Here is a 20,678-nt window from a genome sequence, read left to right as displayed (position 1 = left end):
TCATAGCTTGCTTGCCTAACTAATCAATAAACATCGAAAAAGACTGGTTGTCCAGCCTTTTCTCTTATGTTAATCCTTTTTCAAACTTCCTGAACGAGTCTGCGTACGTGAATAAGCTAGCAAGAGAAGGGTACCTGCGATAGCTACAGTTACAGCATTTGCAATTCCCGCAACAATCCCTTGGGCAAATACTTTTTCTGCCGCTTCTTGATAAATCACAACATCTCCAAGTGGTGCCAAGACACCCCAAACAAGAGCATTTGCAACAATCTGAATGAGGTTAAAGAAGACAATATCCTTCAACTCAAAAACACCCTGTGTTACTCGAATGTATTTTCTAAAGAGACCTACAGCTAGACCAAAGAGACCACTAGCAATAATCCAAGTCCACCATAGACCGTAGCCAGCAAGAGAGTCCTTCACTGCATGCCCAATTAAACCAACAAGTAGTCCCACTAGAGGGCCAAAAATAATAGACAAGAGGCTCTGTACCGCATACTGAAGCTGGATGCTTGTATTTGGAACAGGCGTTGGAATACTGATCATCCCGATGACAACAAAGAGCGCAGCTCCAACACCGATAGCAACAACTTGTTTAATTGATTGATTTTTCATCTATATTCTCCTATTTTATGATTCTATTTTCTTTATTTCAATGGTCCAAGATGAACCGACACCCACATTGTAAGCTTTGGCAAAGGAACCTTGGTTAATTGCCAGACCTAAACGATAGAGAGAGTTGATGTAAAGGATGGGTTGCCCAATTCTCACATCAGCAAATGATTTGCCATAGACAACCTGATTTTGATAGACCAGCATATCAGCATGATAGATGGTCACTTCAAAACGATCACCGAATGCTGGTTCTAGCTTGTAAAATTCTTCTCGCGTGATAGAGGTCCAAAGCGAACCGAAACGCACATCCAGAATATCAATAGCTCCCTTCACCAAATGATCTTCTATGATAGTCTCTACAACTGGAAGCTCCACAATCTGATCCACACTGAGCTCTGGTCCCACTTCCTCAAAAGTAATGTGACCACTGGCTAGTTTAGCACCAGTATAGGCATAGACATCACGACCGTGGAAGGTATAAGAATGCTCTGTATTTTGACGTCGATTGGCCACTTCAGAAATCTCACGAATAGCTACAATACCAACGTGTTTCTTGATAAAGGAAAGAGTTCCATTGTCTGGTGTGACAATGTATTGATTTTTTGCAGTTTTGGCAACCACACTCTTACGTTTCGAGCCGACACCTGGATCGACAACCGATACAAAAGTCGTTCCCTCAGGCCAGTAATCCACCGTCTGAAAGAGACGGTAGCTCCCCTCAAAAATATTATAAGGCGTGATATCGTGCGTCAAGTGATGAATTTTTATGGTTGGAGATTCTTCTAAAGCCACTCCAATCATAGCCGATACCGCACCATCAACCAGACCAAAGTCTGATTGTAATACCAGTAAATTATTATTCATTTTATCTCCTTGTATATCCTTTATCATACCATATTTCAGAGAAAGGTGCTAATAGCTATTTCAATTGATTAGGGTATAGTTTTACCTTATAGCAAATTTCCTACTAAAAGCTCTGGTTATTAGCTAGTAGGTGCATTTTTTCTTGAAAAAAGGTATGATAGTTACATCATGAAAAAGTAGGTTTTAATATGAAAATTATCCTTGTCGGAGGGGGAAAAGTTGGTTTTGCCCTCTGTCGCTCCTTGGTTGCAGAAAAGCATGATGTTTTGCTGATTGAGCAAAACGAAGCCGTCCTCAATCATATTGTCAATCGCTTTGATATCATGGGTATCCTTGGCAACGGGGCCGATTTTACCATCCTTGAGCAAGCAAGTGTCCAGGATTGTGATATCTTTATCGCCCTGACTGAGTATGATGAAGTGAATATGATTGCAGCCGTTCTCGCTAAGAAAATGGGAGCTAAAGAGACCATCGTTCGGGTGCGGAACCCTGAATATTCTAACTCTTATTTCAAAGAAAAGAATATTCTCGGTTTTTCTCTTATCGTCAACCCTGAGCTCTTGGCTGCTCGCGCCATTGCCAATATTATTGACTTCCCAAATGCCCTGTCTGTCGAACGTTTCTTTGGAGGAAGGGTCAGCTTGATGGAATTCACTGTTAAATCTTCCAGCGGTCTTTGCCAAATGCCCATTTCTGATTTTCGGAAAAAATTCGGTAATGTCATTGTCTGTGCTATAGAAAGAGATCATCAAATTATCATTCCAAGTGGTGACATGACTGTACAAGATAAAGATAGAATCTTTGTCACTGGTAACCGTGTTGATATGATGCTCTTCCATAATTATTTCAAGTCTCGTGCCGTGAAGAGTCTTCTTATTGTTGGAGCTGGTAGAATTGCCTATTATCTACTAGGTATCCTCAAAGACAGTCGAATCGATACCAAGGTTATTGAAATCAATCCTGAGATCGCCAGCTTCTTTAGCGAGAAATTCCCAAATCTCTACATCGTTCAAGGAGATGGGACCGCAAAAGACATCCTACTGGAAGAAAGTGCTCAAAACTATGATGCCGTTGCGACCCTAACAGGAGTCGATGAAGAAAATCTGATTACTTCTATGTTCCTTGACAGGGTAGGTGTACAGAAAAATATTACCAAGGTCAATCGTACCAGTCTCCTCGAGATTATCAATGCACCTGATTTTTCAAGTATCATCACACCTAAAAGCATTGCTGTAGATACGATTATGCACTTTATTCGTGGTCGTGTCAATGCCCAGTATTCAGACCTTCAAGCCATGCACCATCTAGCCAATGGCCAAATCGAAACCCTACAATTCCATATCAAGGAAGCCAATAAAATGACTGCCAAACCTCTTTCTCAACTCAAACTGAAAAAAGGGGTTCTTATTGCAGCCATCATTCGAAAGGGCAAGACTATTTTCCCAACTGGGGAGGATATGCTTGAAGTCGGAGACAAGCTCCTAGTAACGACCTTGTTGCCAAACATCACCAAGATTTATGACTTGATCGCGAGGTAAGAAATGAATAAAAGTATGATTCGTTACCTCCTTTCAAAGTTACTTTTGATTGAAGCTGTTCTCCTCTTGGTTCCTGTAGCTGTAGCTGTCTATTACCACGAATCGAGCCAAGTCTTTACAGCCCTCTTTACAACGATTGGGCTTCTCGTATTACTAGGTGGTTCAGGAATTTTACAAAAGCCAAAAAATCAGCGGATTTATGCCAAGGAAGGAATCTTGATCGTTGCCCTCTGTTGGATTCTTTGGTCTTTCTTTGGCGGTCTCCCCTTTGTCTTTGCTGGGCAAATTCCCAGCGTTATCGATGCCTTTTTTGAGATTAGTTCTGGCTTTACAACTACTGGGGCAACTATTCTGAACGACGTTTCGGTTCTCAGTCGTTCCCTCCTCTTCTGGCGAAGCTTTACCCACTTGATTGGAGGGATGGGAGTGCTTGTTTTTGCACTTGCTATCATGGATAACGCCAAAAATAGCCACCTAGAGGTGATGAAGGCTGAGGTTCCTGGCCCTGTTTTCGGTAAAGTAGTATCCAAGCTAAAAAATACTGCCCAGATTCTCTATCTCCTTTATCTAGCTCTCTTTTCCCTCTTTGTCATCATCTATTACCTAGCCGGAATGCCTCTATTTGATAGTTTTGTCATTGCCATGGGAACAGCGGGTACAGGAGGCTTTACCGTCTATAATGACGGGATTGCCCACTATGGCAGCTCACTAATTACCTATCTGGTTAGTATCGGAGTTCTGGTTTTTGGGGTCAATTTCAATCTCTACTACTACCTCATGCTCCGTCGCATCAAAGCCTTCTTTGGAGATGAAGAACTTCGGGCTTACTTATTCATCGTAATGATTTCTACAGGCTTGATCAGCCTCAATACTCTCTATCTCTACCCGGGATTTTCAAAAAGTTTTGAAATGGCCTTCTTCCAGGTTTCCAACATCATTACAACAACTGGTTTTGGATATGGAGATATTACCAACTGGCCCCTCTTCTCCCAGTTTATCCTCCTCTTTCTCATGGGAATCGGCGGCTCTGCTGGATCAACCGCAGGTGGACTCAAGGTTATTCGAGGCCTTATTCTTTCAAAAATTGCCAAAAACCAAATTTTGTCAATCCTATCGCCCCACCGTGTTTTAACCCTCCATGTTAATAAAACGGTGATTGACAAAGATACCCAGCATAAGATTCTCAAGTACTTTGTCATCTATGCTATGATTTTGCTAGCACTTATCTTTATTGTCAGCCTAGATAGCAATGATTTTCTGGTTGTGACTAGCGCTGTCTTTAGCTGTTTCAATAATATCGGACCTATTCTAGGAACAACTTCTAGCTTCTCAATCTTTAGTCCTATCTCAAAAATTCTCCTCTCCTTTGCAATGATTGCAGGGCGCTTGGAGATTTACCCAATCCTACTTCTCTTTATGAAGAGAACTTGGTCTAAGAGATAAAATCATGACCACCCGTCAAACGGGTGGTTTGTCCCAGGGCTATAAGCCCAAATTACCAGCCAGCGCCTAAAGACGCTGGCTTTCACTTTGTTCAAGCCTTATTGCTCTTGACTCGTCACTTGCCTCTCAAAGAGGCTTTAGTATTACTTACCACTATCCCTAAAGGGATCCTCATATTCTTTTACACTTAATTTATCTAGTGCTATATCATGCTTTTCCTGTTCTTGAATATATTTCTTAATTGTGGCTTCATTAAGCCCTACTGTACTCACATAGTAACCTTCCGCCCAGAAATGCCGATTCCCAAACTTGTACTTGAGATTGGCGTGTTTGTCAAACATCATGAGTGCACTTTTTCCTTTTAAATAACCCATGAAACTCGAAACACTTATCCTTGGTGGAATACTTACTAACATGTGTACATGGTCTGGCATTAAGTGACCCTCGATAATTTCAACTCCTTTATAACTACACAAGCGATGAAATATTTCGCCTAAACTACTTCGATATTGATTATAGATAACTTTTCGTCTATACTTAGGGGTGAACACAATGTGATACTTACAGTGCCACTTTGTGTGCGATAAACTATGAGCCTTTTGTGCCATATTTTTCTCCTTTCGCTTTACAATTGGCTTGAACACCTTTATTGTATCGCGTTCGGAGTTTTTTTGGTATAACCTTCGACGCGCACCCGCATAGCGGGTGGTTGTTTTGTCTCGCACCTAACGGAGCGAGACGGACTAATAGTCACATAATACAACCACACCTTGTTTCTTACAAAGTGTGGTTTTTTTATTTTCATACTCTTCGAAAATCTCTTCAAACCACGTCAGCTTCGCCTTGCCATAAGTATGGTTACTGACTTCGTCACTTCTATCCACAACCTCAAAACACTGTTTTGAGCAACCTGCGGCTATCTTCCTAGTTTGCTCTTTGATTTTCATTGAGTATCAAATACCTCCCGCAACTCAACAAGTATCTTTGAATCCCGGTCAGACATTTCAGTGCCTGACTTAAGGAATTTAAGAACCCAAAAACAACCCTCAGTCGACTGACCGAGGGTTCCTTTTCATTATTCAAGAACTTGATTAGCTCAAAGCATCATCCATTGAAAGAACTTCGTGGAAGACACGTTGTGTCAATTCAGTTTTTTGTTCTGGAGTGAGGTATTTAGTGTTTACACAGTATCCAGAGATACGTACGATAACGTCTTCACCTGACATGATCTTTTCGTAAACATCGTTCAAGTCCATAACGTTCAAGTTAACGTGTTGTCCACCGTTTTCGAAGTATCCATCAAGGATTGTTACCAAGTTATCAACTTGTTCGTCACGAGTCTTACCAAGAGCACGAGGTGATACTTGAGTTGTCAATGAGATACCGTCAGCGGCATAACCGAAGTCAAGGCTAGCAAGTGAGTTCAAGTTTTGCAACCATCCACCTTTAGCTTTGTTAGATGGGTTAGCACCTGGTGAGAAGAATTCAAGTTTAGACAAGTTCACAGAACCATCTTCGTTAAGGTATACACCTTTGTGGACTGGCGAGTTACCAGTTTGTTTAGAGTAAGCAACGTTAGATGTGATAGTCAAAAGTGATACTGTAGCTTCTGCGTCTTTGTAAAGTTTGTGGCTACGTAGACGAGTTGTGTAAGCTTCAATCAACCATTCTGCCAATTCGTTTGAACGTGGATCATCTTCACCCCAACGTGGGTATTCGCCGATTGTTTCGTAATCGTAGATGTAGCCATTTTCATCACGGATTGGTTTAACTGTAGCGTATTTGATAGCTGACAATGTATCAACAGTGTTAGCAAATCCACAGATACCGAATCCCATGTTCGCACGTTGTTTAGTTGGCAAGAAGGCCATTTGAACAGCTTCGTAGTTGTACTTATCAGTCATGTAGTGGATGATGTTCAAAGCATCTACGTAAGTGTCAGTCAACCAGTCAAGAGATTTTTCAAAGTTAGCTTTAACTGATTCAAATTCAAGAACTTCGTCACGGATTGGTTCGATGTCAAATACTTTGTAATCTTTGTGAACATCGTCGTAACCACCGTTCAAACCAGTAAGAAGGGCTTTCAATACGTTTACACGCGCACCGAAGTACTGGATGTTGTGGCGTTGTTCTTCATTTTCTGGGTCAAGTGGAGACACACAGCATGAGATACAGCTCATTTCACCATATCCGTCTTTAGCCATTGTTGTTACACCTTCGTATTGGATAGAAGAGTGTTTGTGGCTCATGTGCATACAGTAGCGACGGAAGTTGTATGGCAATTTGTCAGTCCAAAGAACTGTTAAGTTTGGTTCTGGAGAGTTACCGATGTTGTCAAGAGTGTTCAAGAAACGGTAGTCCATCTTAGTAACACGGTGACGACCGTCGTTACCCATACCAGCCATAGAAGTTGTGATGAAAGTTGGGTCACCTGAGTACAATTGGTCGTAAGCTTTAGTACGAGCAAATTTAACTGTACGAAGTTTCATAACGAAATCATCAACGAATTCTTGGATTTCTGATTCAGTAAATGTACCACGAGCAAGGTCACGTTCTGCAAAGATGTCCAATACGATTGGCACACGTCCTAGAGATGTAGCAGCACCGTTGATAACACGGCAGACAGCCATGAAGGCGATGTTAACCCATTGGATTGCTTCCTTAGTGTTCATCGCTGGTTTGCGAACGTCAACTCCGTAAAGGTCACCCAAGCGAACAACTTGTTGCAATGCTTGGTATTGAAGGTTGATTTCTTCACGAAGACGGATTGTTTCTTCATCGATTTCTTCGATTGCATTCCAATCGTTTACTTTTTCTTGCATCAAGTAGTCTGCACCGTAAAGAGCAAGACGTGCGTAAACACCGATGATACGTCCGCGTGAGTATGCATCTGGAAGACCAGTTACAGTGTGTGCGTGACGTGCGCGACGAATGTTTGAAGTGTAGGCACGGAAGATACCGTCGTTAACTGTTGTTACGTATTTAGTAAAGATTTCGTGAACAGCTGGGTCTGGTTCGTATCCATTTTCTTTCAAAGTAGTTTCAGCCATACGGATACCACCTTTTGGCATGAAGTTCAATTTGAAGAGTTCATCATTTTGGATACCATAAATCACTTCGTTTTCTTTATCAATAAATCCTGCTGGGATATCAGCGATAGATGTTGGACGAGTGTCCATTGGGAAACGAGTTTCTTCGTAGTGAGCCTTAGTTTCTTCTACAATTTTTTTGATGTGAAGTGAACGTTCTGTTGGTCCTGCGAGGAAGCTTTCGTCTCCATCATAAGGTGTGTAGTTAGCTTGTACGAAGCGTGATACACTTGCTTTTTCTTTCCAATCTACGCCTTTGAAGCCTTCCCAAGCTTTGTCAAAAATATCTTGTGCTTCAACAACTGTCTTAACAACCATGTTAATGTCCTCTTTTTTCTTTCTAGTAACAACCATCTGTTACATTCATGAGACAAGTATAACACACAGTAACCGATTTCAACAAGTAGAAAACCCTTATTTTTACACTTTCTTTTCTAAAACAGTCTATGTTTTGTTCCAAACTGTATTATATTTTTGAAAAAAATATACCCTTTTTCCCTTTTTTCAGAAAAAAGGGTATAATAAAAGAAAATAAGCAGTAAAAAGGGGGCTAGGCATGTTGATTTTTCCTTTGTTAAATGATTTGTCAAGAAAAATCATCCATATTGACATGGATGCCTTTTTTGCTGCCGTGGAAATCAGGGATAATCCTAAGCTCAGAGGAAAACCTGTCATTATCGGAAACGACCCTCGGCAAACAGGTGGGCGGGGAGTCGTTTCTACCTGTAGCTATGAGGCGCGAGCTTTTGGTGTCCATTCAGCCATGAGCTCTAAGGAAGCCTATGAGCGTTGTCCCCAGGCCGTCTTCATCTCAGGAAATTATGAGAAATACAAAGCTGTGGGACTCCAGATTCGAGCTATTTTTAAGCGCTACACAGATTTGATTGAGCCTATGAGTATTGACGAAGCCTATTTGGATGTAACAGAAAATAAACTCGGTATCAAGTCAGCGGTCAAAATCGCTCGCCTCATTCAAGAGGATATCTGGCAAGAACTCCATCTAACTGCTTCTGCTGGCGTTTCTTATAACAAATTCTTAGCTAAAATGGCTAGCGATTATCAAAAACCTCATGGTTTGACAGTGATTCTACCTGACCAGGCTGAGGATTTTCTCAAACAAATGGATATTTCCAAGTTTCATGGAGTAGGAAAAAAGACAGTAGAACGTCTGCTTCAAATGGGTGTTTTTACTGGCGCTGATTTACTTGAAGTTCCTGAAGTGACCCTAATAGACCGCTTTGGCAGACTGGGCTATGACCTGTATCGAAAGGCTCGTGGTATTCACAATTCCCCCGTCAAATCCAATCGCATCCGTAAATCAATCGGGAAGGAGAAAACCTACGGGAAGATTCTCCGTGCCGAGGAAGATATCAAAAAAGAGCTGACTCTTCTATCAGAAAGAGTCGCTCTCAATCTCAATCAGCAAGAAAAAGCTGGAAAAATTGTCATTTTGAAAATCCGCTATGAGGACTTTTCAACTCTTACTAAACGAAAAAGTCTTGCTCAAAAAACACAGAATGCTAGTCAGATAAGCCAAATAGCCCTGCAACTCTATGAAGAATTAAGCGAGAAAGAAAGAGGTGTCCGCCTGTTGGGAATTACCGTGACTGGATTTTAATACTCAATGAAAAATCAAAGAGCAAACTAGGAAGCTAGCCGCAGGCTGTACTTGAGTACGGCAAGGCGAAGCTGACGCGGTTTGAATTTGATTTTCGAAGAGTATAAAACCTTGAAGAGCTGCCCCTTCAAGGTTTTTCTTATACAAATAAACGAACAAAGCTATAAAGTAGCAAGATACTACCAAGCACGATACGGTATTTACCAAAAAGGGTAAAGTCGTGTTTTTTCACATAGCTGGTCAAGAAACGAATAGCGACCATGCTGACTGCGAAAGCGACTCCCATGGCAACCAAGAGCAAGAACAATTGCCCGAAGTCCAAGAGTTGTCCTGCTTTTACAAATTTGAAAATCTTTAAGGCGCTAGCTCCAAACATAACTGGAATTCCAAGATAGAAGGTAAACTCTGTCACAACAGAACGACTGGTTCCATTTAACAAACCACCGACAATCGTTGCCCCAGAACGGCTGGTTCCTGGTAAAAGCGCAAGAACTTGGAAGAGTCCGATATAGAAAGCTGTCGTATAAGGAAGTTTATCTAACTCTGTCACACTTGGCTCGATAGCACGCGCTTTATTGCGCTTTTCCAAATAGATAAAGGCAATCCCATAGATAATCAACATGAGTGCAACAGAAACCATGTTATGGAAGTGAGTATCAAACCAATCATCAAACTTAAAGACGGCAAGTAAAGGCAAAGTTGCAATCAAGACCTTCAGCCATAGTCTCCAAGTCTTACGAACTTCCTGCTTGTCCTTAGTCGGTTTGAAAGGATTGAGCTTGTTAAAGTAGATTACCATGACCGCCAAAATCGCACCAAGCTGAATCACGACATTAAACATGGAAATAAAGGCTTCGTTTTGATTTTGGTATTGGATAAATTCCTCTGCTAAAATCAAGTGACCTGTACTAGAAATCGGCAACCATTCCGTAATTCCTTCAACAATCCCGAAGAAGATAGATTTTAAAATTTCAATAAGATACATAGATTACTCCTTTTTTTCTATCTTCCATTATAGCATATTTTTTCAGCCTGTGATAGCTCTCTTTAAAAGGCGCCTATACTGCCACCGCCTCCTCCTCCGGAGAAGCCACCACCAGAACTTCCACTTCCAGAAGATACGGAGTAGGTACTTGCTGTATTTGCGACACTGGCATAATGGCTCATTTTTGCTGTTGAATGATAAAACATACTATGCCAGCTATAAGCTACATAGAGATTGATATCTGGATTTTCTACCTGGATGTGATGAACCTTCATCAAATGACTGACCTTGTCCGCATAGCCAAATAAGGTCGCATAAACCAAGAGGCGATTCCAAACCACAATACTTTCCAATTCAGCCTGATCCAATCGTGCAATCTCACGCAACATATTTTCAAAACTGGTCCAGAGATAGTAGACTTCTGCCCCTGCTTCATTTAGGACACCATCACGATTATCTAATCGAAGCTTCCAATAATAGAAAACAGCCAAAACCAAACCTAGAAAACCAAGTATTGGTAAGGGGAGGTAAAGATAGTCATGAACGTCTAAGCTGTACAAGAACAAACCAAATCCGATAGATAGAGGTAAGATAGTGGAGAGTCCCATCCCCACTTGCAAGGCCTTTTCCCCACCAGTCAAGGGACGATAATAATCCGGAAGTCCCCAGAAGGAAACTCGATTTCTCACTCCTTCTTGCATCTCTTTCAATACTTCTTCAAAAGAAGATTTGAGCTGACGCCCCTTTGCTTGAATCCGTTTTTCATCAGAGACTTTTGCTCTACGATAAAGACTATCAGATACCTTGTAATCCGCAAACAAATTGGAAAGAGTTTCTTCTTTTTTGCCTGAAAAAGCCAGATTTAGACAGTCTTTCTCAAAGCTTGACAAACCATCTTCTTTTACCAGTCTTAACCCAACTGCATCCCCTTCTGAAATAATAGAGACATTTCCGCGGTCAACCACATCTAACAAGGTAGCTTGAACAAGTTGGTCAAAGGTGAATTTACCTGCTCCTTTGGTTAGAGGACTCACTTCCTCCAAGGAGGTCGAGTAGACAGCCTCCGATAAAACCATAGGTTCTAACTCCATTGGTGGTTCATAGAGACGATGATTTTTAGCATATTTAACTGAAGAAGTGGTCTTTCTTCTATAAATAAAATAGAAGCAGACACTCAATAACAAGGAGATGGAAAGGATAGAAGGGAAGACCCAAGTAACTAGCTGTTTACTTTGCTCTTTTTCTTTAACAATCGAGTCTTCTATCCTATTAAACTCTTCTAAACGATTCCCTTTCAAGCCCTGATCCCTAGCGCTAGCAAAATCGGTCCGAGGCCAATAAGCATGCAATTCAACTCCACGCTTAGGAGGAAGATTGTCTAAACGAATAGTATAATCAAGGTTACTCTTTTCAACCGTTCCCTCTCTAAAAAGTTTCCCTGTATGGAAAAAGAGTTTTTCAGCCCCCTTGTCTCCCCTTACATGAAATTCAAACTTCCCAATAGCCCCTGAACTATCTGTCAGAGGTTGCCAATTTAATTCAGCGATATCATCATAAAGGAAAAGCAAATTCTTTAAGTTCCAGATAAGGTCAACTTCAACTGTGTCGCCTTCCTGGCCTGGATTATAGACTTTAACAGTATAACCATCTGCTCCTTCTATCACTTCGCTAGTAACGTCTGCTAGTTCAGCACCATTTTTCGTAGCCTGAACCTTTGGATGAGGATCAATGTCAAACCCACTAGGCATCTTGCCAGCACGTCCAAGTCCCACGATTTGCCCCTTAAAGTCCTCCTCAAACTGATAAACTATCTTTTGTCTAAATTCTGCCGTATTGTCTGCATGAATATACAAATCCCCTTGGTAAGAGTTTATCTTGAAATCAATGGCAAAAACAGAGAGTGGCAGAAGGCAAAACAAGCCTAACACCAGTAAGAAAAAAGTTTTTTTCATCAACTAAGCCCCCTTTTTATCTTTGCTATCATTATATCATTTTTTCATAAGTAAGGGCTTACCTATATTGAAAAATAGAGTTTTTTTCGATAAAATAGGAGACAGTTATTTTTTAATAGATTAGAAATAGGAGAAATCATGAGAAAAATATACTTATCTATTTTCACAAGTCTTTTGCTGATGCTAGGACTTGTCAATGTTGCTCAAGCTGATGAATATTTACGCATCGGGATGGAAGCAGCATATGCTCCCTTTAACTGGACTCAGGATGATGATAGCAATGGAGCTGTCAAAATCGATGGGACTAACCAGTATGCCAATGGATACGATGTTCAAATCGCCAAGAAAATCGCTAAGGACTTAGGTAAAGAACCTTTGGTTGTTAAAACCAAGTGGGAAGGTCTAGTCCCTGCCCTTACTTCTGGTAAGATTGACATGATTATCGCAGGTATGAGTCCTACTGCCGAGCGCAAACAAGAAATTGCCTTTTCAAGCAGTTACTATACTAGCGAACCAGTTCTACTGGTCAAAAAAGATTCTGCCTACGCAAATGCCAAATCTTTGGATGACTTTAATGGTGCGAAAATCACTTCTCAACAAGGTGTCTACCTTTATGACTTGATTGCACAAATCCCAGGAGCTAAAAAAGAAACAGCAATGGGAGACTTCGCTCAAATGCGCCAAGCACTTGAGGCCGGTGTCATCGATGCCTATGTTTCTGAACGCCCAGAAGCACTGACTGCCGAAACTGCGAACTCTAAGTTCAAGATGGTCCAAGTAGAACCCGGTTTTAAAACTGGGGAAGAAGATACAGCTATCGCCATTGGACTTCGTAAAGATGACAACCGTATTAGCCAAATCAATGCCAGCATTGAAACCATTTCAAAAGACGACCAAGTTGCCTTGATGGATCGTATGATCAAAGAGCAACCTGCCGAAGCTACAACAACTGAAGAGACTAGCAGTAGTTTCTTTAGCCAAGTCGCTAAAATTCTTTCTGAAAACTGGCAACAACTTTTGCGTGGTGCTGGTATCACTCTTTTAATCTCTATCGTCGGAACCATCACAGGTCTCATTATCGGCCTTGCCATCGGTGTTTTCCGTACTGCTCCACTATCTGAAAACAAAGCCATTTACGGCCTACAAAAACTAGTCGGCTGGATCCTCAATGTCTATATTGAAATTTTCCGTGGTACGCCAATGATTGTTCAATCGATGGTTATCTACTATGGAACTGCCCAAGCTTTCGGTATCAACCTTGACCGTACACTAGCTGCTATCTTCATCGTTTCGATCAACACCGGTGCCTACATGACTGAAATCGTCCGTGGTGGTATCCTAGCAGTTGACAAGGGACAATTTGAAGCCGCTACTGCTCTTGGTATGACTCATAACCAAACCATGCGTAAGATTGTCCTACCTCAAGTAGTCCGTAACATCCTGCCAGCAACTGGTAATGAATTTGTCATCAATATCAAAGATACATCTGTATTGAACGTTATCTCTGTTGTTGAACTTTATTTCTCAGGAAATACAGTGGCAACGCAAACCTATCAATACTTCCAGACATTTACAATCATCGCCGTGATTTACTTTGTCCTCACCTTCACCGTAACACGTATCCTACGCTTCATCGAACGCCGCATGGACATGGATACCTATACTACAGGTGCTAACCAAATGCAAACGGAGGATTTGAAATAATGACACAAGCAATCCTTGAAATTAAACACCTCAAAAAATCCTATGGACAAAACGAAGTGCTAAAAGACATTTCTCTAACTGTCCACAAGGGTGAAGTTATCTCTATCATCGGAAGCTCTGGAAGCGGAAAATCAACTTTCCTACGCTCCATTAACCTACTTGAAACGCCAACTGATGGACAAATCCTTTATCATGGACAAAACGTCCTCGAAAAAGGCTATGACCTCACGCAATACCGTGAAAAATTGGGGATGGTGTTCCAATCCTTTAACCTCTTTGAAAATCTAAACGTTCTTGAAAACACAATCGTCGCTCAGACAACTGTCCTTAAACGTGAACGTACAGAAGCTGAAAAGATTGCCAAAGAAAACCTAGAAAAGGTCGGCATGGGAGAACGCTACTGGCAAGCCAAACCAAAACAACTCTCAGGGGGGCAAAAACAACGTGTGGCCATCGCTCGTGCCCTCTCCATGAATCCGGATGCTATTCTCTTTGATGAACCAACATCAGCTCTTGATCCAGAAATGGTTGGAGAAGTCCTCAAAATCATGCAGGACCTGGCTCAAGAAGGCTTGACTATGATTGTCGTAACTCACGAAATGGAATTCGCCCGTGATGTCTCTCACCGTGTTATCTTTATGGATAAGGGTGTGATTGCTGAAGAAGGCAAACCAGAAGACCTCTTCACCAATCCTAAAAAAGACCGTACAAAAGAATTCCTTCAACGCTATCTCAAATAAAAAGAAAAGGCTGCATCAACCGTGCAGTCTTTTTACTAGCCAAAAAATGAAAAGGCAGACCCTATTCAAGAATCCGCCATTATCCAAAGATTAATCTTCAAATTTTTCATGATTTTTTTCATAGAAATCAATTAAACCTAGAGCTGTTTCAAATGAAATATTTTTTACTTTTGCACGACCCTGCGCTAGAGCAATGATAGACATTTCACGCGCATTCGTTTCTTTAGAGATACGGTAGCCTGTGATTTTCTTATCACGAACCCAGCCAACAACTGATTCTACTTTTTCAAAGTTTGACTTAGCCATGTCCTTCTCCTATTTTCTTCTTTACGATATTTAATTGTATACGTTTTTATGACTTTTGTCAATAAAAAAACATATATTCAATAAAATTAATGATTTATTTTTCTATTACTATCTTATTAAAGCCGATAATATATAGGTTTTCCCTTGCTATAAACCATTAGTAAATACCTTTAAAATAATTGTATTATTAAATCTTTTACTTGTAAAAATATTCATGATTTACAAATACCAGTTCGGGATAGGTTAGACAGGTTTTATACTCAACTTTATTCTATTTATCCAACTTTAAAACGATATTTCTAATAGCGAAACACTTTCTCTCCACACTATTAGTAACTATTCTTTCTCTTCTCCTTCTTTAATATTCTTCCTGCCTTTATAAGCACTTTTCACTTGCTCAACTGGTACTATTTATTTACTTTATCTTCCTTTTTTGTTTCTTTAAACCAATAAAAAGATTAGTAATTAAGAAACAATAGTATCCTATCTTTCAACATTTTCTACTGTTTTTATCTTCTTAGTATCTCATCACTCTTCTCAGTCAGTTCATTATAAGGTTTCTCATTAGTATTGATTATTTTTTCTAATTCCTATTATATTTAACCAAACCACAGATTAGCCCTATATAAAATAGTGGATTTCAAAAATACTCCTTAAATATAATAAGTAATTTTACTCCCTTACTATAAACCAAATCAAAAAACATAGGTACTATAATGAGTTGAGATAGAAATAGCGTAATCGATTTCCTAAGTCCATAGGAATCGCCCCCTTTCTTCACCCTCATTATAGCACCTATACATCAGTTGTGCAAATAATATGATATTTTTTTATTAGTCCTCAGACAAGCATATTATAGAGCGTTTCATTACCATTTAAGTTAATATAAGATGGATCAAACCCTTCCATTCGACGAATCAAACCTGCATAATCATGCTTATCTGCCAAGGCAATCCCAATCAATACTGGTCCTGTCCCCTTGCTAGCTCGTTTGATATACTCAAAACGTGTGATATCATCATTTGGCCCCAAGATATCATTTACAAACTCACGTAAGGCCCCTGGACGCTGTGGAAAATTGACCACAAAGTAATGCTTAATCCCATCATAAATCAAGGCACGCTCTTCCATTTCTGGCATACGGTTAATGTCATTATTTCCTCCAGAAATGATACAACAAATGGTTTTCCCCTTGATATATTCAGCTAAAACCTCTAAAGAGGCGATACTAGCCGCTCCAGCAGGTTCTGCGACAATCCCTTGCTTAGAGTAGAGATCAATCAAGGTTTCAGAAATCAATCCCTCATCGACACCTACCAAAGTTTGAACATGTTGACGAGTTGCCTCATAGGTCAACTGACCTACCTTCTGAACAGCAATCCCATCTGCAAATTTGTCAATTTCCTTGAGTTTGACAGGCCCACCAGCTTCAAAGGCAGCCTTCATGGAACGCGCTCCATTTGCCTCTACCCCAATGACTTCAATCTCTGGACTTGTTTCCTTGATATAAGTCGAAACTCCAGCAATGAGACCTCCGCCTCCAACAGGGACCAAAACAGCATCGAAATCAATCGATTCTTTTCGAGCTTCTTCTAAAATCTCATAAGCAACTGTCCCTTGACCAGCTTGAACATGGGCATCATCAAAGGGATCAATAAAGGTACGGTTTTCAGAAAGTGTAAATTCTTGAGCTGCTTTAGCTGAGGCATCAAAGGTATCTCCAACTAGTTTAATGTTCACGAAGTCCCCACCAAAAAATCGAACTTGACCAATTTTTTGTTGCGGAGTAGTGATGGGCATGAAAATAGTTGCAGGAATTTTCATTTCATTACAAGTATAGGCAACACCCTGTGCATGATTTCCCGCAGAAGCGCAGACTACTCCTCGTTCACGCTCTTCCTTGCTGAGCTGGGAAATGGCATAATAGGCACCGCGAATTTTAAAAGAACGAACACGTTGGGCATTTTCCTTTTTCAAATAAATCTTAGCACCATACTTCTCCGATAAATAATGGTCATAATCAAGCGGTGTATTCACAACCACACCATTCAAGACCTTATGAGCCTTGATGATATCTTTTGAACTTAACATCTTTTTCTCCTAGACTATTTCATACTTATACTCTTCGAAAGTCTCTTCAAACCACGTCAGCTTTACCTTGGAGTAGGTATGGTTACTGACTTCGTCAGTTCTATCCACAACCTCAAAACAGTGTTTTGAGCTGACTTCGTCAGTTCTATCCACAACCTCAAAACAGTGTTTTGAGCTGACTCCGTCAGTCTTATTTACAAGCTCAAAGCAGTGCTTTGAGCAGCCTACGGCTAGCTTCCTAGTTTGCTCTTTGATTTTCATTGAGTATTATCTCAATCCATCTTCTTAAAAAGAGAGATGAATTGATTATAAAAGCGAGTTAGTCCCCCAACTCGCCTTCACCTTAATTTCTATCAATTAGTTATAGATTTTGAATGCATCATCGTCGTTTTTACCAACGAAAGGCATTGCTTTACGCAATTCTGCACCAACTTTTTCAATTTCAAGGTTAGCTGCTTGTTCACGGTAAGCAGTCAATTTTGGACGTCCAGCTTTATAGTCATTTACAAAGTCATTTGCAAATTTACCATTTTGGATGTCTGCCAAGACAGCCTTCATATTTTCTTTAACTTGCTCAGTAATCACACGTGGACCTGATACATAGTCACCATATTCAGCAGTGTTTGAAATTGATTGACGCATTTTCTTGAATCCACCTTCATAGATCAAGTCAACGATCAATTTCATTTCGTGAAGAACTTCAAAGTAAGCCAATTCTGGAGCGTAACCTGCTTCTGTCAAGACTTCGAAACCTGCTTCGATAAGGGCAGTCAAACCACCACAAAGTACAGCTTGTTCACCAAACAAATCTTCTTCAGTTTCTTCTTTGTATGTTGTTTCAAGAAGACCTACACGGGCAGCTCCAACACCTTTACACCAGTCCATAGCAATGTTTTTCGCATTTCCTGTTGCATCTTGATATACTGCATAAAGAGCTGGAACACCAAATCCTTCCTCGTAAGTACGGCGTACCAAGTGTCCTGGCCCTTTAGGTGCACACATGAAGACATCTACATCCGCAGGAACTTTGATAAATTCAAAGTGAATGTTGAAACCATGAGCAAATCCAACTGCATTTCCAGCTTCCAAGTTTGGAGCAATTTCTGCTTCGTACAATTCTTGTTGGATTTCGTCTGGTGCCAAAATCATGATAACGTCAGCTAATTTAGTTGCTTCTGCTACTGTGTAAGTATCAAATCCATCTTCTTTTGCTTTGTCAAAAGATTTACCTGGACGTACACCGATGATAACATCACGACCTGAATCACGCAAGTTTTGTGCATGCGCATGTCCTTGCGAACCATAACCGATAACAGCGATTTTTTTACCGTCAAGTGCTGCTACTTTAACATCTCTTTCGTATTCCATTTGAACTGCCATAGTTTTTCTCTCTTTTCTATTATTTATTGCCTTTTAGGCTAGTTTAACAAATTTAAGTCGGATTTTTAATCGCGGGTAAATCCAGTTGCACCCGTACGAGCAATATTACGAATACCGTATGGTCGAATGACTCGCAATAAAGCTTCGCTCTTTTCTGCATTTCCCGTCATCTGAATGGTAATCGAGCTTGGTGCTACGTCTACCACTGTTGCACGGAAAGGTTGAATAATCGCTAGAATCTCAGCTCGCTTCTCAGCTGGCGCTGACATCTTAACCAAAATCACCTCGCGCTCCAAATGAGGCTTGTCTGTAATATCACGAATGCGAATCACATCAATCTGACGATTGAGCTGTTTGATAATTTGCTCCACCTCATCATGTGAAGCAACATCAATAATAATGGTAATACGCGATACATTTGGATCTTCTGTTGCTCCAACAGAGATGCTTTCAATATTAACCTGACGACGAGATAGGACACCTGTAAAGCGATTGAGGACTCCTGAACGATTTTGTAGTTTTGCTGTTAACATTCTACGCATGGAACTTCACCCCCAACATCTCATGATTACTCTTACCAGCTGGTACCATTGGTAACACCTGTTCCTTACGAGAAATATCTACCTCGATGAGCATAGGAACATTCTCAGTGATCACTTCAAGGTCTTGAGCCAAGGTCTCAGGATTGTCAAACTTATAGTTTTTAATGCCATAAGCTTGTGCCATCAATTGGAAATCAGGAAGGGTGTCAAAGACTGACTCTGATGTTCTACCTTCATAGAAGGATTCCTGCCACTGGCGAACCATTCCAAGTGAGTGGTTGTTCAGCATAACCACCTTGATTGGCACCTTGTAAATGTTCAAAATAGCCAATTCCTGGTTAGTCATTTGGAAACCGCCATCCCCAACAAACAAGACTACTTCCTTATCTGGGTTAGCAATTTTAGCACCGATTGCTGCTGGAATTCCAAATCCCATCGTTCCCAAACCACCTGAAGTCACTAACTGACGTTCGTTTTGGTAGGGATAATACTGAGCTGTCCACATTTGGTGTTGACCAACGTCTGTTACCACAATGGAATCTCCATTCGTCAATTCACCAATTCGTTCAATAACAGCTTGCGGCTGAACCACACGCTCTTTCTTATCATAAGAACGAACACGGTTCTTGTCTTTAGTAACTTTCTCAATCCATTTCTCAGTATTGTTATGAACTGTTGGTTCCGCTAACAACATTTGCAAGGCTTTCTTAGCATCTCCAACTACCGGAATATCTGCACTGATAATCTTGCCAATCTCGGCAGGGTCAATATCAATGTGGGCAACCTTAGCATTCTTAGCAAAAGTCTTTGGATTTCCTGTCAAACGGTCATCGAAACGGCAACCAATACTAATCATAAAGTCGGCTTCCGTCATGGCAATATTAGCTGCGAATGACCCGTGCATACCTCCCATTCCAAGAAAGAGTGGGTGACTCGTTGCAATCGTTCCTTGCCCCAAAAGGCTGGTTACCACTGGAATTTGATAACGCTCTGCAAATTCATTTAATTCTGCAGCTGCTTCAGCATAACTAATTCCACCACCAGCTAGCAAGACTGGCTTTTTAGCCTTGGATAATTGCTTCAAAATTTTCTTGATTTGCATATCATTTGGCTCAAGAGTCGGTTGGTAGCTTGGTAGGTTCACTTCTGGTGAATAGATGAAGTCTGTTTCTAAAGCAGACACGTCTTTAGGTAGGTCAATTACGACTGGCCCTGGGCGACCTGTAGTTGCGATATGGACAGCTTCCGTAATGATACGAGGGATATCAGCTGTCTCACGAACTTGGTAATTGTACTTAGTGATTGGCATGGTAATTCCCACGATGTCTGCCTCCTGAAAGGCATCTTTCCCAATCCCTGCTCTCGCTACCTGACCTGTAAAGACCAAAAGGGGAACACTATCGCTCATGGCATCTGCAATCCCTGTAATGGCATTTGTTGCTCCCGGTCCGCTAGTGACGACGGCAACACCCAACTTTCCAGTTGATTTGGCATAACCTTCAGCTTCATGCAAACAACCTTGCTCATGGCGCCCTAGAATGTGGCGAATACCTTTAAAATTATATATCGCATCATAAAAAGGCAAGACCGCACCACCAGGATAACCAAAGATGGTATCAATTCCTAAATCACGAAGTGTTTCCAAAACTAGATCCGACCCCGTCTTAGGAGATTCTAAACTGATTTTCTCCATTGTTCCCCTTTCTCTTCTCTTAAAAATAACTTGTTACTATCATACCATTTTTTCAAAATTTTTCAAGAGAAAAGAAGAAATTTTCTGAATTTTCTATTTTAACGTTTATTTATGAATG

The 20,678-nt window shown here is 40.8% G+C and carries 17 protein-coding genes; 5 read left to right on the top strand and 12 right to left on the bottom strand.

Annotated elements, in window-relative coordinates; genetic code table 11:
* Positions 1 to 69: 69 nt before the first annotated feature.
* Together ABKJ27_RS01415 and ABKJ27_RS01410 are read right to left on the bottom strand one after the other, a co-directional pair.
* On the bottom strand, positions 70 to 615 hold the full coding sequence (locus ABKJ27_RS01415; RefSeq protein WP_033689391.1) for an ECF-type riboflavin transporter substrate-binding protein: 546 nt from the start codon (positions 613 to 615) through the stop codon (positions 70 to 72).
* Positions 616 to 630: 15 nt separating this feature from the next.
* On the bottom strand, positions 631 to 1,479 hold the full coding sequence (locus tag ABKJ27_RS01410) for an SAM hydrolase/SAM-dependent halogenase family protein (RefSeq protein WP_410011887.1): 849 nt from the start codon (positions 1,477 to 1,479) through the stop codon (positions 631 to 633).
* Positions 1,480 to 1,667: 188 nt separating this feature from the next.
* Here ABKJ27_RS01410 and trkA point away from each other — a divergent pair, with 188 nt between their 5' ends.
* Positions 1,668 to 3,017 (top strand): Trk system potassium transporter TrkA, encoded by a 1,350-nt coding sequence (gene trkA / locus ABKJ27_RS01405; protein WP_410011886.1) that lies wholly within the window; start codon positions 1,668 to 1,670, stop codon positions 3,015 to 3,017.
* Between the two features lie 3 nt (positions 3,018 to 3,020).
* Positions 3,021 to 4,460 carry a TrkH family potassium uptake protein gene (locus ABKJ27_RS01400; RefSeq protein WP_410011885.1) on the top strand — a complete coding sequence of 480 codons (1,440 nt, stop codon included), beginning with the start codon at positions 3,021 to 3,023 and terminating at the stop codon, positions 4,458 to 4,460.
* 143 nt (positions 4,461 to 4,603) lie between these two features.
* Here the strand turns inward: ABKJ27_RS01400 and tnpA are convergent, their stop codons facing one another.
* The 3 genes from tnpA to pflB form a co-directional block, all read right to left on the bottom strand.
* Positions 4,604 to 5,068 carry an IS200/IS605 family transposase gene (tnpA, locus tag ABKJ27_RS01395; protein ID WP_000057429.1) on the bottom strand — a complete coding sequence of 155 codons (465 nt, stop codon included), beginning with the start codon at positions 5,066 to 5,068 and terminating at the stop codon, positions 4,604 to 4,606.
* A 135-nt stretch (positions 5,069 to 5,203) separates the two neighbouring features.
* Entirely contained in the window at positions 5,204 to 5,407 is a 204-nt protein-coding gene (locus ABKJ27_RS01390) for a hypothetical protein (protein WP_410011884.1), read from the bottom strand.
* Between the two features lie 144 nt (positions 5,408 to 5,551).
* Entirely contained in the window at positions 5,552 to 7,867 is a 2,316-nt protein-coding gene (gene pflB / locus ABKJ27_RS01385) for a formate C-acetyltransferase (RefSeq protein ID WP_410011883.1), read from the bottom strand.
* 238 nt (positions 7,868 to 8,105) lie between these two features.
* Between pflB and dinB the strand changes: the two genes are divergently transcribed.
* Positions 8,106 to 9,167, top strand: a complete 1,062-nt coding sequence (gene dinB / locus ABKJ27_RS01380) for a DNA polymerase IV (RefSeq protein ID WP_410011882.1) — start codon at positions 8,106 to 8,108, stop codon at positions 9,165 to 9,167.
* A gap of 139 nt (positions 9,168 to 9,306) precedes the next feature.
* Here the strand turns inward: dinB and ABKJ27_RS01375 are convergent, their stop codons facing one another.
* Positions 9,307 to 10,152 (bottom strand): undecaprenyl-diphosphate phosphatase, encoded by an 846-nt coding sequence (locus ABKJ27_RS01375; RefSeq protein WP_033682326.1) that lies wholly within the window; start codon positions 10,150 to 10,152, stop codon positions 9,307 to 9,309.
* A 62-nt stretch (positions 10,153 to 10,214) separates the two neighbouring features.
* Positions 10,215 to 12,104 (bottom strand): DUF2207 family protein, encoded by a 1,890-nt coding sequence (locus ABKJ27_RS01370; protein ID WP_410011881.1) that lies wholly within the window; start codon positions 12,102 to 12,104, stop codon positions 10,215 to 10,217.
* 138 nt (positions 12,105 to 12,242) lie between these two features.
* Between ABKJ27_RS01370 and ABKJ27_RS01365 the strand changes: the two genes are divergently transcribed.
* Together ABKJ27_RS01365 and ABKJ27_RS01360 are read left to right on the top strand one after the other, a co-directional pair.
* Entirely contained in the window at positions 12,243 to 13,808 is a 1,566-nt protein-coding gene (locus ABKJ27_RS01365) for an ABC transporter substrate-binding protein/permease (RefSeq protein WP_410011880.1), read from the top strand.
* Complete coding sequence (locus ABKJ27_RS01360; RefSeq protein WP_033685560.1) at positions 13,808 to 14,548, top strand: amino acid ABC transporter ATP-binding protein; 741 nt, start codon at positions 13,808 to 13,810, stop codon at positions 14,546 to 14,548. Before ABKJ27_RS01365 ends, ABKJ27_RS01360 begins: the two co-directional genes overlap by 1 nt.
* A 90-nt stretch (positions 14,549 to 14,638) precedes the next feature.
* On the opposite strand, the gene ABKJ27_RS01355 is transcribed toward ABKJ27_RS01360, so the two are convergent.
* From ABKJ27_RS01355 to ABKJ27_RS01335, 5 genes are all read right to left on the bottom strand, one after another.
* A complete protein-coding gene (locus tag ABKJ27_RS01355; RefSeq protein ID WP_001130036.1) occupies positions 14,639 to 14,854 on the bottom strand; it encodes a hypothetical protein in 216 nt (71 codons plus the stop codon).
* Positions 14,855 to 15,694: 840 nt separating this feature from the next.
* Positions 15,695 to 16,945: a threonine ammonia-lyase IlvA gene (gene ilvA, locus ABKJ27_RS01350; RefSeq protein ID WP_386684726.1), complete on the bottom strand. Its 1,251-nt coding sequence runs from the start codon at positions 16,943 to 16,945 to the stop codon at positions 15,695 to 15,697.
* A gap of 357 nt (positions 16,946 to 17,302) precedes the next feature.
* Entirely contained in the window at positions 17,303 to 18,325 is a 1,023-nt protein-coding gene (ilvC, locus tag ABKJ27_RS01345) for a ketol-acid reductoisomerase (RefSeq protein WP_227325521.1), read from the bottom strand.
* A 65-nt stretch (positions 18,326 to 18,390) separates the two neighbouring features.
* Complete coding sequence (ilvN, locus tag ABKJ27_RS01340; RefSeq protein WP_001253803.1) at positions 18,391 to 18,867, bottom strand: acetolactate synthase small subunit; 477 nt, start codon at positions 18,865 to 18,867, stop codon at positions 18,391 to 18,393.
* A complete protein-coding gene (locus ABKJ27_RS01335) occupies positions 18,860 to 20,560 on the bottom strand; it encodes an acetolactate synthase large subunit (RefSeq protein ID WP_410011879.1) in 1,701 nt (566 codons plus the stop codon). Before ABKJ27_RS01335 ends, ilvN begins: the two co-directional genes overlap by 8 nt.
* Positions 20,561 to 20,678: the final 118 nt, after the last annotated feature.

Source organism: Streptococcus sp. KHUD_011, from assembly GCF_046352925.1.
GTDB lineage: Bacteria > Bacillota > Bacilli > Lactobacillales > Streptococcaceae > Streptococcus.
Note: the sequence above shows the minus strand (reverse complement) of the source record. Positions and strands in the feature narration are given on the sequence as shown.

Coding starts and splice junctions, on each gene's coding strand:
- ilvC (WP_227325521.1), bottom strand. CDS start 18,325: ATGGCAGTTCAAATGGAATACGAAAGAGATGTTAAAGTAGCAGCACTT.
- pflB (WP_410011883.1), bottom strand. CDS start 7,867: ATGGTTGTTAAGACAGTTGTTGAAGCACAAGATATTTTTGACAAAGCT.
- ABKJ27_RS01360 (WP_033685560.1), top strand. CDS start 13,808: ATGACACAAGCAATCCTTGAAATTAAACACCTCAAAAAATCCTATGGA.
- ilvA (WP_386684726.1), bottom strand. CDS start 16,945: ATGTTAAGTTCAAAAGATATCATCAAGGCTCATAAGGTCTTGAATGGT.
- ABKJ27_RS01370 (WP_410011881.1), bottom strand. CDS start 12,104: ATGAAAAAAACTTTTTTCTTACTGGTGTTAGGCTTGTTTTGCCTTCTG.
- ABKJ27_RS01365 (WP_410011880.1), top strand. CDS start 12,243: ATGAGAAAAATATACTTATCTATTTTCACAAGTCTTTTGCTGATGCTA.
- ABKJ27_RS01390 (WP_410011884.1), bottom strand. CDS start 5,407: ATGAAAATCAAAGAGCAAACTAGGAAGATAGCCGCAGGTTGCTCAAAA.
- ABKJ27_RS01410 (WP_410011887.1), bottom strand. CDS start 1,479: ATGAATAATAATTTACTGGTATTACAATCAGACTTTGGTCTGGTTGAT.
- trkA (WP_410011886.1), top strand. CDS start 1,668: ATGAAAATTATCCTTGTCGGAGGGGGAAAAGTTGGTTTTGCCCTCTGT.
- ABKJ27_RS01335 (WP_410011879.1), bottom strand. CDS start 20,560: ATGGAGAAAATCAGTTTAGAATCTCCTAAGACGGGGTCGGATCTAGTT.
- ABKJ27_RS01400 (WP_410011885.1), top strand. CDS start 3,021: ATGAATAAAAGTATGATTCGTTACCTCCTTTCAAAGTTACTTTTGATT.
- ilvN (WP_001253803.1), bottom strand. CDS start 18,867: ATGCGTAGAATGTTAACAGCAAAACTACAAAATCGTTCAGGAGTCCTC.
- ABKJ27_RS01355 (WP_001130036.1), bottom strand. CDS start 14,854: ATGGCTAAGTCAAACTTTGAAAAAGTAGAATCAGTTGTTGGCTGGGTT.
- dinB (WP_410011882.1), top strand. CDS start 8,106: ATGTTGATTTTTCCTTTGTTAAATGATTTGTCAAGAAAAATCATCCAT.
- ABKJ27_RS01415 (WP_033689391.1), bottom strand. CDS start 615: ATGAAAAATCAATCAATTAAACAAGTTGTTGCTATCGGTGTTGGAGCT.
- ABKJ27_RS01375 (WP_033682326.1), bottom strand. CDS start 10,152: ATGTATCTTATTGAAATTTTAAAATCTATCTTCTTCGGGATTGTTGAA.
- tnpA (WP_000057429.1), bottom strand. CDS start 5,068: ATGGCACAAAAGGCTCATAGTTTATCGCACACAAAGTGGCACTGTAAG.